The following is a 15,352-nucleotide window of genomic DNA, read 5'->3' as shown; positions in this document are numbered from 1 at the left end:
AAGGCAACATATGCTGGAACTCATCGTTGGCACCCTAGTCACCCTGGTGGTGGGCCGTGCCATTTTCAAAGGATACTCCGCGACCGGGGTGCTGCTGAGCGGCGGCTTGCTGCTGCTGGTCATCACCGCCATGATGGGCAAGCCGGTACTGCCGAGCAAGGTGGTCAGCACCGGTTATATCGCAACCGATATCTTCGAATACGTCCGCTTCCTGCTCAATGACCGTGGCGGTGGACTGGGGATGCTGATCATGGTGCTGTGCGGCTTTGCCGGCTACATGAGCCATATCGGTGCCAACACCATTCTGGTCAAGCTGGCCAGCAAACCGCTCGGCATCATCAAGTCCCCTTATATCTTGCTGGTGGCTGCCTATCTGGTGGCCTGCGCCATGTCGCTGGCGGTCAGCTCCGCTACCGGCCTCGGCGTGCTGTTGATGGCAACCCTGTTCCCGCTGATGGTCAACATGGGGATCTCCCGTGGCGCGGCTGCGGCCGTGTGCGCCTCGCCAGCCGCCATCATTCTGGCACCCACCTCCGGTGACGTGGTGATGGCCGCCCAGGCCGCCAACATGCCGCTGCTGGATTTTGCCTTCAAGCTGACCCTGCCCATCTCGCTGGTGGCGATCGCCTGCATGGCGGTGACCCACTTCTTCTGGCAGCGCTACCTTGACCAGAAATCCGGTGAGCACAACGAGCCGGTCGCCCCGGGTGATCTGGTGACGACTGCGCCTGCCTTTTACGCCATCCTGCCCTTTACCCCCATCATCGGGGTGCTGGTGTTTGACGGCAAATGGGGTCCGCAGCTGGATATCGTCACCATCATCGTCATGTGCATGGTGCTGGCCAGCCTGCTGGAACTCGTGCGTATCCGCAATGGCAAGGAGCTGCTGGACGGTCTGCAGGTCTGCTGGCGCAACATGGCTGACGCCTTTGCCGGTGTGGTCATGCTGCTGGTCGGTGCCGGCGTCTTCGCCCAGGGTCTGATGACCATCGGCTTTATCGACACCCTGCTGGCTCACGCGCAGGATCTCGGTTCGGGCGGCCTGATCATGATGCTGTCACTGGTGGTGATCACCACCCTGGCCGCCTTCACCACCGGCTCGGGCAATGCCCCCTTCTACGCTTTCGTGGAGCTGATCCCCAACCTGGCCAGCAGCCTTGGCATCAACCCGGCCTATCTGGTGATTCCCATGCTGCAAGCCTCCAACCTGGGTCGCACCATTTCTCCAGTCTCCGGGGTGGTGGTCGCCTGTGCCGGGATGGGCAAGCTCTCGCCGTTCGAGGTGGTCAAGCGCACCAGTATGCCGGTCGCCGTCGGCCTGCTGGTGGTGATCGTCGCCACCCAGATCATGGTACCCGCCTGATCATTGACCAGCCCGGCACCCTGCCGGGCTGGTATCCTCCCCCCCCTTTGCAGTAGACTCGGTGCTCATTTTCCCCCTAAGGAGGACCGAGATGAGTATTACGGTTCAACTTGCCCATTTCAGTGATTGCCACTCCCACTTCGATGGCGCGCCCATGAGCTTCTCCCCTGTCGGTGAAAGCCAATGGCGCACCCAGTGCGGCGGTTATGCCCGGATCCTGACCCGACTGACCCAACTGCGTGCCAAAGCCGCAGCAGACGGCCAGCGTTTTCTGTTTCTGCACGGTGGCGACTCCTTTCAGGGCTCGCTCTATTTCAACCGCTTCAAAGGGCGCGCCAACGCCGACCTGCTCGCCATGCTGGCCCCCGATGCCATGGTGCTCGGCAACCACGAGTTCGATCTGGGTAACGGCCCGCTGGTGGAGTTCTTGCGCCAGCTCGATTTTCCGGTGCTGGCCGCCAATCTGGACAACAGTCAGGAGCCTGCCGACACGCCGCTTGGGCTGTGGGATATTCCCCACCTCTACGACGCCCATCAGCCCTGGCATCGTCAGGTGATCGACGGGGTTCCCTTTGCGCTGCTTGGCATCACTCTCGCCCAGATGGCCGCCATCGCCAACCCGGATCCCCACACCCGTTTTCACGCGGTGGCCGACACCCTCACCAAGGTGCTGCGGGAGATAAAGAGCGAAGGGATCCACCATATCGTGCTGCTGAGCCACCTCGGGCTGGATCAGGACAAGCTGCTGGCCGAGCGCTTCCCCGAGCTCAGTCTCATCATTGGCGGCCATACCCACAGCCTGCTCGGCGATCTCGCGCCGCTGGGTCTGCCAAGTGAAGGCTGCTATCCGCTGATGAACAACGGGGTGGCTATTTTGCATGCTGGCCACAGCGCCCTCTGCCTCGGTGTCTGCGAGCTCACCTTCGATGAGGCAGGCCGCGTCGTGCAAAGTGAGGGGCAGCTGGAGTGGCTCCCCTGGCAGCCCTGGCCATTTGCCTCCACCCCACCCGCCGGGCTCACCTTCTGCAAGCCGGATCAACAGCTTGAACAACATCTGGCCAAACGCTACCGGCCGGAGATTGAAACCATGAGCCAGCGCATCGTCACCCGACTGGCGGCGCCCCTGCTCCATCAGCGACTGCCGGATGCCACCCTGCCGCACGGCAGCCAGCTCGCCCCGCTGGTGGCCCGCGCCATGCTGACCGCTGCCCGTGAACAGGTAGGCGAGGTGGACTTTGCCCTGCACAACGCCGGCGGCGTGCGCTGCTCGCTGGAGCCTGGCCCCCTGAGCGAAGCGGATATCGCCGGTCGCCTGCTGCCGTTTGCCATTCCCCTCACCCTCTATCGGGTGCACGGTCACGAGTTGGCGGAAGCGCTGGAGAATGCCATCGACAACGCCACCAACAACGGCGTGGTCGGCAATGGCAACGGCAGCTTCCCCTACACCGCGGGGGTGCGATTCACCTATCAGGCCGATCGGCCCAAGGGCCAGCGCATCACCCGACTGGAGTGGGAAGCCGCCCCCGGCCAGTGGCAAGCGGTCAATGCCGAACAGGTCTATCGCGGAGTGTCGAGCGCCTATACCGCCTCCGGCAAGGAGGGCTACACCGCACTGGCGCGGACCCTGACCCAGCACAATCAGGAGCTCGGCATCACCTTGGCCGACGCCTTTATCCGCTGGGCCCGTCACCTGCCGACACTGGAAGCGCAGCCGCCCCTGCTTGAGTACCTCAGCTGATGCAGAGGGGGATGGCTTGCCACATCCCCTGACGGCCAAAATTGCCGCAGCCAGCGCCCGGTTCCCTGCAAGAACCGGGCTTTTTCGAGAATATTTGCCCCACACGGGCCCGCCCCATTGCATCGCACTCACTAGCTCGGCAAGATAGGCCCGCTTTCAAGACCAGCTGCAGGAACAGGCGACTTCATGAATCACTCCATCCGTTTCACTCCCCCTCGCGTCAACCCGGGCATCAAGCCAGCCATCGTGCTGCTGACCGCCTTGCTGGCGCTGCTCTTCTGTCTGCGCAACCCGCTCTTCCACGCCATGGCGCCGGGCTTTGATGCCTCGCTGTTTGCGGTGATGGGCAAGATGTGGAGCGAAGGGGGCGTGCTCTATCGCGACATGATCGACATCAAGGGGCCGATGATCTTCGCCCTCGACGCGCTGGGCTATGGACTGGGGGGATTTGTCGGGATCTGGGCACTGGAGTGGGTGCTCTGCTGGCTCGGATTGCTGGCCAGCTGGCAGGCCTTTGCCCAGCTCGGACTCTCGTTCAAGGCGCGCCTTGGCGCCATGCTGGCGGTGCTGGCTCTCTACGGCACCCGTTACTACTACGGCAACATGACCGAGGACTGGACCTTCCACCTCGCCCTCATCGCCCAGTGGGCCTTCATTACCCTGCTGCTGGACAAGGGATTTCGCTGGTGGCCGGCGCTGGTGGCGGCCCTCACCTTCGCCATCGTCGCCTGGATGCGCACCAACAACGGCGCCTTCTGGGGTGCCTGGTATCTGGTGCTGTTCTGCCACTGGTGTCTGCACGAAAAGTGGCGTGACGCCATCTTGCTGCTCATCTCCAGCCTGCTGGGGTTGGCGCTGATTGGCGGCCCGCTTTACGCCTACTTTCAGCAACATGATCTGCTGGCGGCCTTCAAATACTACGCCTTCGACATCTTCTTCGAGGGGAGCTACGGCAATGGTTTCTCCCCCATGGTGGGCGCCGTCGGCCTGCTGCGCACCGGCCTCATCATGCTGCTGCCCGCCTTCATCATTCTGATGCTGAGCCGCCGTCAGGAGTGGTATCTGCCCGCCCTGCTGGCGACCCTGTTTGGGGTGCTGTTTACCCTGATCGCCAATTCGGTCTCCGGCCATGTGTTCGATCACTACGACGTGCTCTATCTGCAACTGGCACTGCTGCCACTGGCGGTATTGCTGGATCGCAGCGAACAGCAGGCAGATGCCATCGGCCTGCTCTGCATCTCGCTGGTGGTACTCACCGCCAGCTGGCTGCTGGCCCAGCAACTCGCCTTTGGCTGGAGCACCAAGGAGTGGTCCCTCGAGCGGGTCAACGAGGTGCTCGGCACCAGCCTGCTGTGGGCGCTGCCGGTGCTCATCCTCATCCCCCTCTGGCGCGCCTGGGATGTGCGCAGTGCCACCCCCTGGCTGGCGACGCTGGCCATGCTGCTGCTGATGATCAACAACGCCTGGGAAGGGACCCTCAAGGGTCGCCCCTTCAATCCGGCGGCGCAGATACGGGTTGATCGCATCAAGGCAGAGACCAGCCCGAGCGACAAGATCTGGGTCGATGGCATCCAGCCGCAATATTATCTCTGGACCGATCGCCAGCCAGCATCCGCCTACCTCTTCTTTGCCAACGTCAATCCGCCCTATGACGTGCGCGAGCGAGTGCTGGCCGATATCCAGCGCCAGAATCCGAAGTTCATCATCGCCAAGCCGGATCGGGTGAGCGAGGAGCTGAAAAAACCGAGCTCCCCTTCCCATCTCGCCTTCTATCAATACCTGACCAGCCACTATGAAGAGGTGGATCCGGGTCTCTATCGCCGACGCTGATCGTCAATACGCCCTGCAGGGCGGCCATTGTTGCAATGGCCGCCCTTTTTCTTGCGCCAGAGCCCTTGCAGCAGCGGCCCGCAGTAGGCAAGCCCGCCCGAGATAACTACAATGACGCTCTTTTGGATGTAACGAGTAACACCATGGCGGAACTGACTTATCTGGGCGTCTATCCAGACCCCCTCAAGGCACAGGTACAACAGCTGATTGCGGCAGGCAAGCTGGGGGAGATGCTGGCCAAACGCTATCCGGAGAGCCACCAGATCCAGAGCGACAAGGCGCTGCTTGCCTACACCATGGAGCTGAAGAACCGCTACCTCAAGAGCTCGGCGCCCCTGTCAAAGGTGGTGTTCGATGGCAAGATCAACGTGATCAAAGATGCCCTCGGCCTGCACACCTACGTCAGCCGGGTGCAGGGCAGCAAGCTCAAGGCCAAGAACGAGATCCGCATCGCCGCCCTGTTCAAGGAGGCACCGCCCCCGTTCCTGAAAATGATCGTGGTGCACGAACTGGCCCATATCAAAGAGAAGGATCATAACAAGAGCTTCTACCAGCTCTGCCAGCACATGGAGCCCGACTATCATCAACTGGAGTTTGATCTCAGGCTCTGGCTCACCTGGCGCGATATCGACAAGGCCAACCGCTAGGCTGACAACCGTTTCAGGGAGGAAACATGTCATTCGCCGCAACCCCCTTTGGTGCCACCCGCTTTATTGCCACTTTGGTAATGGCCAACTTGGTCTGCGCTGCCCGTCCCCGCCGCGCGTCACGTGGGCTGCTGGCCCTGCTGCTTCTGCTCGCGGGGCACAGCGCCCGGGCCGATGAGCGCTGGCAGAGCGACAGCTATCTGGTCGAGAGCTTTATGGCCATCGCCATGGAGCGGGAGTATGGCGAAGCCAGGCAGACCCGTTTTGCCCGCTGGCAGCAGCCGATCCGGCTGCAACTTATCAACGAATCGGGTGACAAGCCGCTGCAGTCCGACGTGGTGAAGGTACAGGCGGCCCATCTGGCTCGCATCACCGGCCACTCCATCAGCATGGTGGCCGCAAAGCCCAACCTCACCCTGATCATGACCGACTACAGCAAGATGAAAAGCTGGGCCAACCGCACCATGGGTGGTGATCCATCGGTCAAGATGGCGCTCAAGGAGGGGCTCTGCCTTGCCAACTTCGCAACCAATGCGAAACACGAGATCAGCCGTGCCACCATCATCATTCCGGTAGACTACAGCCGGGCCAAGGGGCGCTTTCTCGACTGCGTGGTGGAGGAGTTCACCCAGGTGATGGGGCTGCCCAACGACTCGGACAAGGTGTTTCCCTCCATCTTCAATGACAACAGCATCGACAGCTTTTTGACCGGGCTGGACTATGTGCTGCTCAAGATGGCCTATCACCCTGCCCTCAAAGCCGGGATGAGCAGTGACGAGATCCGCGCCGCACTGCCCATTGCGCTGGCCGATCTGCGCGCCAAAGGGGAGATCCGCGAAGCCAATCGCCGGGTGCAGCAGCAGAGCCTGAAAAGCTGGGCGGGACTGTAACGGCATGGCTCAACCCAGAGTCAGACAAGCCACCGCGAACCTCTCACCACCCACAAAAAACGCAGCCACCTGGCTGCGTTTTTGTTGTCCGGGGATCGGCGGATCATTCGCGGGCATGCCCGTTTATCAGCAACCCATTTATCCAACGCCCGAGTTATCCACTGACAGTGCGGGATCAGGAGGCGACGTTCTCTTCCGGCATCCAGCTCTCGGCGTTCTCCCACACCTCCTGCACCATGGCTTCGGCCAGCTCTTTGTCTTCCTTGCTGGCACGGCTGACGGTCAGAGCCATGGCACTGCCTGGCGCGACCCGCACATGGATGTCGGGAAATTTTTCGCCAAGCTGCTTGAGCAGCTCCTGACGTAGCGCCTCCATGGTCGAGGTCGGGATCTGATGTTTTCTGTCGATGATGATTTCAAGACGCATAGGAAACTTCTCCATGATTTATAACTGTATTTTTATCCAGTATTCATAGGAAGTAAAGTGCCAACTTGCACCAATCAGAAAAGATCCAGCTGCTGACCGCAGATCCGGTCGAACGACTCGCCGATAAAGGGCAGGATGGCATCGGCAATGGGCCGCAACTGCTTGTCTATGTAGTGTTCGTAATCGATGGCGCTGCGCCTGTATTCCAGCGGCTCTGGGCCATTGAGGGTCATCAGATAGGCGATGGCGCCCCGATGCTGATAGCGCTGGGGCAGACCGCGGCGCAGGTTCTCCTCATCGGCCAGCCGCGCCGCTCGCACATGGGGCGGTACATTCTTCTGATACTCCTCGAGCTTCTGGCGCAGCCGTTTGCGGTAGATAAGCAGATCGTCGTGACGACCGGCGCGGGTCTCATCCACCATGGTGCGCACATAGCCGCTGGGATCTTCATCGTGAAACACCAGCTCGTAGAGGCGGGTCTGAAACTGCTTGGCCAGCATGGTCCAGTCGGTGCGCACCGATTCGAGCCCCTTGAACACCAGCTGTTCACTCCCCTCGCTGGCCTTGCCAACCAGCCCCGCATAGCGCTTCTTGCTGCCCTTCTCCAGCCCGCGGATGGTGGGCATCAGAAAACGGCGGTAGTGGGTCTCGTACTGGATCTCGAGATAACTCGGCAGGTCGAACTCGCGCCTGATCAGTGCAGCCCAGTTATCGTTGATCATTTGAGCCAGTCGCTGGCCGATCTCGTCCGCCTCATCGGGGCTGGTCTCGCGCCCCAGATGGACAAAGGTGGAGTCGGTGTCGCCATAGATCACCTCGAACCCCTTCGCCTCAATCCACTCGCGGGTCTGCTGCATGATGCTGTGGCCACGCAGGGTGATGGAGGAGGCTAGGCGCGGATCATAGAAACGGCAGCCCCCCGACCCCAGCACCCCGTAGAAAGAGTTCATGATGATCTTGATGGCCTGGGAGAGTGCCTTGTTGCTGGCGGCCTTGGCTCTGTCCCTCGCCGCCCACAGGGTGGCGATGAGTTCCGGCAAGAAGTGCCGCTCGCGGGAGAACATGGCGCCGCGAAAGCCCGGAATGGCGTGCTCGGGATGCTGCAGCCCTTCGATGAGCCCCATGGGGTCGATGCAGAAGGTACGGATGATGCTGGGGTAGAGGCTCTTGAAATCGAGCACCAGCACATGGCGATAGAGACCGGGTTTGGAGTCCATCACATAGCCGCCGGGGCTTGCCAGCCCCCCGTCGGCCGGCAGATTGGGGGCCACGTAGCCGCCACGATGGAGCCGCGGCAGATAGAGGTTGGTAAAGGCCGCCACCGAGCCCCCCACCCGGTCCAGCTCAAGGCCGGTGAGGGAAGCGCGCTCGATGGCAAAAGGGATAAGGTGGCAGTAATCGAAGATCTCCCACACCAGCTTGCAATCTTCCAGGTTGTAGCGGGCCAGTGCCTCCTTATCGGAGTGGAACAGCTCGGTGATCTTCTCCCCCCGATTGGCCACGTCCTCGATATCCTTGCCACGGCCAAGCAGTTCGCTCGCCACCGCATCCAGGCTGTAGCTGGCAAACTGCCAGGTGGCGCTTTTCAGGGTATCGATGCCGTCGAGCACCATGCGCCCGGGAATGATGACGTTGCCGGTTTGGGGATCGCCCCGTGACGAGCGCCAGAAGCAGAGCTCACGACCCCGCCCGAGCCGCAGCCGCCGCTTGTTAAGCTCGGCGCGGCGTAGCAGCAGGCGAAAATCAAAATTGACCACGTTCCAGCCGATGACCAGATCGGGGTCATGCAGGCTGAACCAGCTCTCCAGCGCACTCAGCAGGGCGCTCTCGTCCTCTACCCACTGGACCTGGGTGCCCCAGCTGTAGGCATCGGCCTCCGGGGTGCCGATCATGATGACCCGCGCATCCTGCTCGCTGTAAAGACCGACCGAGAAGAGGGCCCCGTCCATGGCGCACTCCACATCCAGCGACACCCAGGAGAGGGTTGGCGTCACCGCCTGCGGCGCGCAGCGTGCCTCGTTGACCTCCCAGTAACCCTGCTGGCCCCCCTTTTTTACCGCCCGGCCATCGAAGCGCACACCAGCGGTGATGAAGCGCTCCATCAAAAAACGCTCTGGCAGCCGGATATCCGCCTCGAAGTGCTCCAGCCCGCGAATGAGCAACAGCTCGATGGCGCGGTGAAAGGCACTCAGGGTAGCGAAATAACAGCCCACCACAGGGCGACCGTCGAAGGTGTGCATCGGCAGGCGGCGAAACCGCCCGCTCACCCCGGCCCCCTTGAACAGCTCGGCGGCTTCTGCCATATGGCTCTGCGGCAAAAAGAACAACGGCTCCTGCCCCGGCACCACCACCCGCACCGGCCCCTGCGCGCTCCAGAGCCACATCACGATTTCGGTGGTAGCGGCGTGCCCGTTGCGGCCGCGCACGTCCCGACCGTGGCGGGTCAGGATAAAACCGTCGAGGGGCGGAGTGGCGGGTACGGTGGGCTGGGTTGCAGTCATGAAGCGTAAAGGGGCTGTCCGAGAATGGGACTATTGTACGTTCATACAGTGCCTGCTCGCAATCGTCACGCTTGCTGCGAGGCGGGAGTCAAACTGGTAAGCTCGATCCGGTCGTTATTCCCGCCCATCCCGTTCTGACCACTCTTCGCCGACAAAAGGAGTCTCTGTGGCAATCTATTCCCTGCTGGATCAGCTGGCTATCCCCTACCAGCGCTTTGACCATCCTCCGGTGTTTACCTGTGAGGAGGCGAGCAAGTTGCTGCCCGACCTGCCCGCCGCCAAGACCAAGAACCTCTTTTTGCGCGATCCGAAAAGCGAGCGGCTGTTTCTGGTGGTGAGTCCGGAGGAGCGCCGGGTCGACCTCAAGGCGCTGGCTGCCATGCTCGGCGTCAAGCGGCTGAGCTTTGGCTCCCCGGAGCGGCTCGATGCGGTGCTCGGCCTCACCCCGGGCTCGGTGACCCTGCTAGCCATGGTGCGCGACAGGGAAAAAGCGGTAGAGCTGGTGGTGGACGAAGCCATCTGGCAGGCCGAACAGGTGCAGTGCCATCCGCTGGTCAACACCGCTACTCTGATCATCCGCCTCGACGATGTGCGCCGTCTGCTGACCCATCTGGACAGGGAGGCCATCGTAATGCGCTTGCCTGCTGCAACCTGCGATTAGCACAACGTCTGGCGGTTGGGTTCACCCTGCCGCCAACACAACCTCCTTTCACACAGCGAAATTGACTGACAAGACAATAAAATGGCTCCTTGTGCTTTGATAAATCGAGTCAGCAGTTGCCATCGTGCAAGAAATCGGAGGTGAGCACATTCGGCCATTTAACCCATTGATAATAGGTTGGATTCATGTTGTGATCGGCCACTGCCAGCGGGCGATACCCCATCGCCTGTTCGTTCACAGGTGACTTCCCAGAGAGCCCCTTGATGCCAAGTCTGTTTTCCTCGGCCCAGTTGTTGAGTCTGGTGCTGTTCGTCACGCTGTCACATGTGGGGGTCGCCACCATTTTCGCCACCATGTGGCACACCCATCGCCAGCTCAGGGCATTGATCTACTGGTCAGGGGGGGAACTGGTGATCGCAGGGGCTTTTTGCTGCCTGCTGCTGCGCCCCCTTGAGGGAAATGCATCCCTTGTCAATATTCTCTGCACCAACCTGCTGTTGATGTCGACCGCCCTGCTCTATGAACGGGGTATGCGCCACTTCTTTCGCCGTGAAGCCGACCAACTGGGCTGGCTGCTGCCCACCGTTACCCTCGGCGGTTTCGTCCTGTTTGCCCTGACCGCCCTGCAGCAACCCCTCTTTGATGTGCACAGCCGGATCATCGTGCTCTCCGGCGTGCTCTCGCTGCAGATTGCGCTGCTTATCTGGCAGCTCTGGCGCTACCAGCGGCTGGCCCCCGTCTATCGGGTGCTGCGCTTTGCCATTCTGCTGCTCGGCCTGCAACTGCTGTTGCAACTACTGCGGATCGCCAAACACCTCTGGCAGCCGGAGCAGGCGGCCAACTCCTTCACCGACCCGCTGCTCGGGCCTGTGATCCTGCTCAGCCTGCTCTTTACCATCGCCCGCAGTTATCTGCTGCTGAGCCTGGTCCACACCCGCCAACAGCAAGCCCTGCTGGCCACCCAGCGCAAGCTGGAGCGGCGCGCCAATCAGGATGAGCTGACCGGCCTGTTCAGCCGCCACTATTTCGAACGCCAGGTTGCCCTGCGTGCCCGCGAGATGGCTAGCCCTAGCCAGCTGCTGCTGATCGATCTGGACAACTTCAAGCAGATCAACGGCCACCTCGCCGGTGATGCCATGCTGCGGGCCGTGGGTCGGGTGATCGCCAATACCCTGCCTGCCGAGGGCATGGCCGGTCGGCTTGGTGGCGATGAGCTGGCCCTGCTGCTGATGGCCGACCCGCAGACCCTGCCCGACTACTGCCACAGCCTGCAACAGCAGATCGCCGAGGCGACCCGGGCGCTGGCTGGTGGCCCCATCAGCCTCAGCATCGGCCTCACCTCGCTGCACCCTGACGAGGGATTTGAAGCGGCCTACCTGCGAGCGGATCAGGCTCTTTACGCCGCCAAACAGGCTGGAAGGCAACGGGCCTGCGTGCTGGAACCCCACCACAGCGAACCGCAACCGCTGCAGCCCTGCGCGCTCCTGTCATGAGCACAGTGCTCGCTCTGCAGTGCCGACCGGCCAGGCTGGCAGATGCTCCGGCTTACCGTCGCTATGTCACCGAATGCGCCAAAGACGGACAGCCGCTCTATCAGGTGGCACAATTTGACCCGGACGGCTGGCTACAGAGTCTGCTGGATCACGCCAAAGGACGCAACTTGCCCAGTAGATACTTGCCGACTACCACCTATTTTGCCCTCGATGGCGAGGAGATCATCGCCACCCTGCGTCTGCGTCACGGTGACAATGAGGCAACCCGCCAGTGGCTGGGTCATATCGGTTACGAAACTCGCCCCTCTCGCCGTGGCGAAGGGGCCGCGACCGTGCTGCTGCGCTGGGTACAACAACAGGTGCTGGCAGCGCCGGTGCTGATCTGCTGTGACCAAGACAATCTGGCTTCCCGCAAGGTGATTACAGCAGCCGGTGGCGTGTGGCTGGGACGGCGCTTCCATCCGGGGGATCGCAACTGGCTGGAGATGTATCAACTAGTCCCCTGCCCCAGCCGACCATAGCCGCAGCAGTAATAAAAAGAGCGCCCCGAAGGCGCTCTTTTTGCGAACGTGGCAAGACCGTTAGTAGCTGTCTTCCTGCTCCGCCTTCATCCGGGCCTGACGGGCATAGGCCTCCTCCTCGGCGCTCTCGATCTCCTGCAGCACCGAATCGAGATCGATGGCGGCGCGACTATCTTCAAAGTGACCGGTCAGCTCGCTATCGGGGGTGAGTTTGCCATCTTCAAACAGCGCCCACATCTCCTGGGCATAACGGGTCTTGAGTAGCTCGGGGGCATACATGCCGTAGTAGTTGCGCATGTTGTTGACGTCCCGCTCCAGCATCGCCTTGGCCTGGTTGTTGGCGGCGGCATCCACCACCTGGGGCAGGTCGATAATGACGGGACCCTGTTCATCCACCAGCACATTGAACTCCGAGAGATCGCCGTGAATGAGACCAGCGCAGAGCATCCGCACCACGTAACGGATCACCTTGGCATGGTCGATGACCGCCTGTTCGGGGGTAAGCGCCACATCGTTGAGGCGCGGCGCGACATTGCCATCCTCGTCGGTGATAAGCTCCATCAAGAGGACACCATCGAGGCAGACATAGGGCTGCGGCACCCGCACACCGGCCGCCGCCAGCTTGAACAGGGCGTCGACCTCGGTGTTCTGCCACACCTCTTCATGCTGTTTGCGGCCGTACTTGGAGCCCTTCTCCATGGCGCGAGCGCTGCGGCTGTTACGCACCTTGCGCCCCTCCTGATAGACCACGGCCTGCTTGAAGCTGCGCTTGGACGCCTCTTTATAGACTTTGGCGCAGCGGATCTCGTCGCCGCAGCGCACCACATAGACGTCGGCCTCTTTGCCGCTCATCAACCGGCTGACGACCTCATCGACCAGGCCGTCATCAACCAGAGGTTGGATTCGATTTGGAATTTTCATGGCCGCCCTTTTACCCTATTTCCGCTCTCGAAGATAGCTCCGCGCACGCTCACCTGCCTCTCCCTTTCATAAGACACCCTGTTATCCCCTGTTTGCGCTGTTTTTGTCCACCCGTTCGCCTTAAAAACCACCAGCAGCGGGCCATAAGCGCGAGACCCCTGTACCAACAAAAATGGCCCGCAAGCGGGCCAATTTTCAAGGTTCGGGCGGCAAACCCTGACGAATGCGCTGGATCCCAGCTTCATAGAGGCCGTCATCCCCCTCCTGATGCTCCAGGGTTTCGAAGATCTTGAGAAACCACATGTACTGCTCGGGATGACGGGCCACCTGCCTCTCCACCACCCGGTTCATAGCGTTGACATCGGCCAGCAGATCGGCTGTGGGATAAGGGTCAAACGGCGGCTCAATCTCCAGCAGATAGCACCCCTCATCCTCGTCATAGCTGGCGAAGATGGGCACGGCCCTTGCACCGGTCAGCTTCACCAGCTTGGGCAAGGCTGGCAGGGTTGCCTTGGGGCGGCCAAAGAAGGGAACAAACACGCTCGCCTCGCGGCCGTGATCCTGATCCGGTAGATAGAAGAAACTGGCACCAGCGCGGATCGACTTGATCGCAGGCTTGATGCCGGCGCTACGCTCATAGACCTTGCCTGCTTTGGCCCGCTCGCGGTTGATGTACCAGTCGAACACCTGATCTTTCGGGCTCTTCATCATGGTGCACATCTCGATGCCCATCATGGAGAAGTAGCGACCAATCATGTCAACCGCCCAGGTGTGAGGCACCACCAGGATCACCGGGCGGCCTGCAGCCTGCTCCGCTTGCACATGCTCCCAGCCGGTGACCTTGATACGGCGGGTCAGCCGCGCCTTGCTGCGCCAGCTGAGCTCGCCAAAGCCCATAAAGGTCTTGAGCCCGACCCGGATCGATTTGAGCAGCAGCGCCTGTCGTGCGGCGGCATCCAGCTCGGGAAAGCAGATCTTGAGGTTGGTATCGGCGATATAGGCCTGCTTTTTCGAAAAACGCAGCAGGGTCGGTGAGACCAGATCGGCAAAGCGATCCCTCAGTCTCGCGGGGGTAAATGCCAGCAGGGAGAGCAGGCCCAGCACACACCAGCTACCCCACCATTTGGGATGCAGCAGGCGGCTATGAAATGAGGTATCAAATACCGGATCTAACGCAGACATGGCGGCCATCAAGTCATCAAAAACAAACGGTTATTGTAGTTATCCTGACATTTTTTTCTACCCTGGGGAGGCAGGCCATCGACCCGCAAGGCACTGATCAGACGAGTTATCATAAAAAATGGCCCACCTGGGGCCATTTCAATCAACGCAAATTCCGGGTCAGCCGTGGGGCGACAATCCCTTGCGGATCCGCTGGATCCCCGCCTCGTAGAGGCCATCCAGCCCCTCCTGATCCTGACGGGTATCGAAAATCTTGAGGAACCACATGTACTGGCCCGGATGGCGCATCAGCTGCTGTTGCACCATCTCATTCATACGACAGGTATCGGCCATCACATCCTCGGTGGGATAGTTGTCGAACGGTGCCTCAATCTCCAGCCGGTAGCAGTGGTTCGCTTCGTCATAGCAGGCGAGCAGAGGCACCGCCTTGGCGCCGCTGACCTGCACCAGACGGGGCAAGGCAGGCAGGGTCGCTTTGGGATAGCCAAAGAAGGGGGCGAAGATGCTCTTCTCGCGGCCATGATCCTGATCCGGCAGATAGAAGAAGCTGCGACCGCTCTTGATGGTCCTGATCACCGCCTTGATCCCGGCGCTGCGCTCATAGACGCGGCAACCGTTCTTGGCCCGTGCACGGTTGAGGTGCCAGTCAAACACCGGATTACGCGCCCGTTTCATCATGGTGCACATCGGCACCCCGCGCTGGGTGAAGCAGTAACCAGCGGCATCCACCGGCCAGGTATGGGGCACCACCAGGATCACCGGACGGCCGGCCGCCCGCTCCGCCTCGATATGCTCCCAACCGATCACCTGCATCCGGCTCATCAGATAACGCTGGCTGCGCATGGTGAACTCGCCAAATCCCAACAGACTCTTGAGGCCGACCCGGATCGAGGTCAGTGCAATGGCATCCCGCTCTTCCGGGCTCTTGTCCGGGAAGCAGATCTCCAGATTGGTTCTGGCGATATAGATCTGTTTTTTCGAGATACGAAACACCAGCGGTGCCAAGGCTTCGGCCAAACGGTCGCGCAATCGCACCGGCACAAAGGCGAGCAGCATCAGCACGCCGAGCGCCAGCCAGCTAAACCAGTAGCGGGGATGCAGAAAACGGGCTTCAAAAGAGGAGTCAAATACGGGATCTTGGGACGACATGTATTGGGGTCGAGCGAAAAAGTGGTGCT

At 61.2% G+C, this 15,352-nt stretch carries 14 protein-coding genes; 8 read left to right on the top strand and 6 right to left on the bottom strand.

Annotation, left to right across the window (positions count from 1 at the left end; genetic code table 11):
- Positions 1-10: 10 nt before the first annotated feature.
- The 5 genes from dcuC (at position 11) to AB5Y90_RS09210 (ending at position 6,468) form a co-directional block, all read left to right on the top strand.
- Entirely contained in the window at positions 11-1,363 is a 1,353-nt protein-coding gene (gene dcuC / locus AB5Y90_RS09230; protein ID WP_005336914.1) for an anaerobic C4-dicarboxylate transporter DcuC, read from the top strand.
- Between the two features lie 91 nt (positions 1,364-1,454).
- Entirely contained in the window at positions 1,455-3,101 is a 1,647-nt protein-coding gene (locus AB5Y90_RS09225; protein ID WP_201941625.1) for a bifunctional UDP-sugar hydrolase/5'-nucleotidase, read from the top strand.
- Positions 3,102-3,287: 186 nt separating this feature from the next.
- Positions 3,288-4,931, top strand: a complete 1,644-nt coding sequence (locus AB5Y90_RS09220; protein WP_307894985.1) for a hypothetical protein — start codon at positions 3,288-3,290, stop codon at positions 4,929-4,931.
- Positions 4,932-5,074: 143 nt separating this feature from the next.
- Complete coding sequence (locus AB5Y90_RS09215; protein ID WP_040068060.1) at positions 5,075-5,578, top strand: M48 family metallopeptidase; 504 nt, start codon at positions 5,075-5,077, stop codon at positions 5,576-5,578.
- 26 nt (positions 5,579-5,604) lie between these two features.
- Positions 5,605-6,468, top strand: coding sequence for a DUF2927 domain-containing protein (locus tag AB5Y90_RS09210; RefSeq protein WP_307894986.1), 864 nt, complete (start codon positions 5,605-5,607; stop codon positions 6,466-6,468).
- A gap of 175 nt (positions 6,469-6,643) precedes the next feature.
- On the opposite strand, the gene AB5Y90_RS09205 is transcribed toward AB5Y90_RS09210, so the two are convergent.
- Positions 6,644-6,895, bottom strand: coding sequence for a DinI family protein (locus tag AB5Y90_RS09205; RefSeq protein WP_005333426.1), 252 nt, complete (start codon positions 6,893-6,895; stop codon positions 6,644-6,646).
- A 74-nt stretch (positions 6,896-6,969) separates the two neighbouring features.
- Entirely contained in the window at positions 6,970-9,396 is a 2,427-nt protein-coding gene (locus tag AB5Y90_RS09200) for a DNA polymerase II (protein WP_307894987.1), read from the bottom strand.
- Positions 9,397-9,562: 166 nt separating this feature from the next.
- On the opposite strand from AB5Y90_RS09200, the gene AB5Y90_RS09195 reads away from it, so the two are divergent.
- On the top strand, positions 9,563-10,057 hold the full coding sequence (locus tag AB5Y90_RS09195) for a prolyl-tRNA synthetase associated domain-containing protein (RefSeq protein ID WP_124929351.1): 495 nt from the start codon (positions 9,563-9,565) through the stop codon (positions 10,055-10,057).
- 109 nt (positions 10,058-10,166) lie between these two features.
- Here AB5Y90_RS09195 and AB5Y90_RS09190 read toward each other — a convergent pair whose 3' ends face one another.
- On the bottom strand, positions 10,167-10,295 hold the full coding sequence (locus AB5Y90_RS09190; RefSeq protein ID WP_258721970.1) for a hypothetical protein: 129 nt from the start codon (positions 10,293-10,295) through the stop codon (positions 10,167-10,169).
- A 25-nt stretch (positions 10,296-10,320) separates the two neighbouring features.
- Between AB5Y90_RS09190 and AB5Y90_RS09185 the strand changes: the two genes are divergently transcribed.
- Positions 10,321-11,550, top strand: coding sequence for a GGDEF domain-containing protein (locus AB5Y90_RS09185; protein ID WP_307894988.1), 1,230 nt, complete (start codon positions 10,321-10,323; stop codon positions 11,548-11,550).
- Positions 11,547-12,071, top strand: a complete 525-nt coding sequence (locus AB5Y90_RS09180; RefSeq protein WP_307894989.1) for a GNAT family N-acetyltransferase — start codon at positions 11,547-11,549, stop codon at positions 12,069-12,071. The genes AB5Y90_RS09185 and AB5Y90_RS09180 overlap by 4 nt, the downstream gene beginning before the upstream one ends.
- A 60-nt stretch (positions 12,072-12,131) precedes the next feature.
- Here AB5Y90_RS09180 and AB5Y90_RS09175 read toward each other — a convergent pair whose 3' ends face one another.
- The 3 genes from AB5Y90_RS09175 to lpxM all read right to left on the bottom strand — a co-directional run bounded on the left by AB5Y90_RS09175 (position 12,132) and on the right by lpxM (position 15,323).
- Positions 12,132-12,992 (bottom strand): PA4780 family RIO1-like protein kinase, encoded by an 861-nt coding sequence (locus AB5Y90_RS09175; protein ID WP_307894990.1) that lies wholly within the window; start codon positions 12,990-12,992, stop codon positions 12,132-12,134.
- 195 nt (positions 12,993-13,187) lie between these two features.
- Positions 13,188-14,183: a lauroyl-Kdo(2)-lipid IV(A) myristoyltransferase gene (locus tag AB5Y90_RS09170; RefSeq protein ID WP_307894992.1), complete on the bottom strand. Its 996-nt coding sequence runs from the start codon at positions 14,181-14,183 to the stop codon at positions 13,188-13,190.
- 150 nt (positions 14,184-14,333) lie between these two features.
- A complete protein-coding gene (gene lpxM / locus AB5Y90_RS09165) occupies positions 14,334-15,323 on the bottom strand; it encodes a lauroyl-Kdo(2)-lipid IV(A) myristoyltransferase (protein WP_307894993.1) in 990 nt (329 codons plus the stop codon).
- Positions 15,324-15,352 lie beyond the last annotated feature (29 nt).

This window comes from Aeromonas sp. R4-1 (genome assembly GCF_040908325.1).
In the GTDB taxonomy this organism is placed as follows: domain Bacteria; phylum Pseudomonadota; class Gammaproteobacteria; order Enterobacterales; family Aeromonadaceae; genus Aeromonas; species Aeromonas veronii.
The sequence above is the reverse complement of the archived record's forward strand: the minus strand, read 5'-3'. Positions and strand labels throughout refer to the sequence as shown.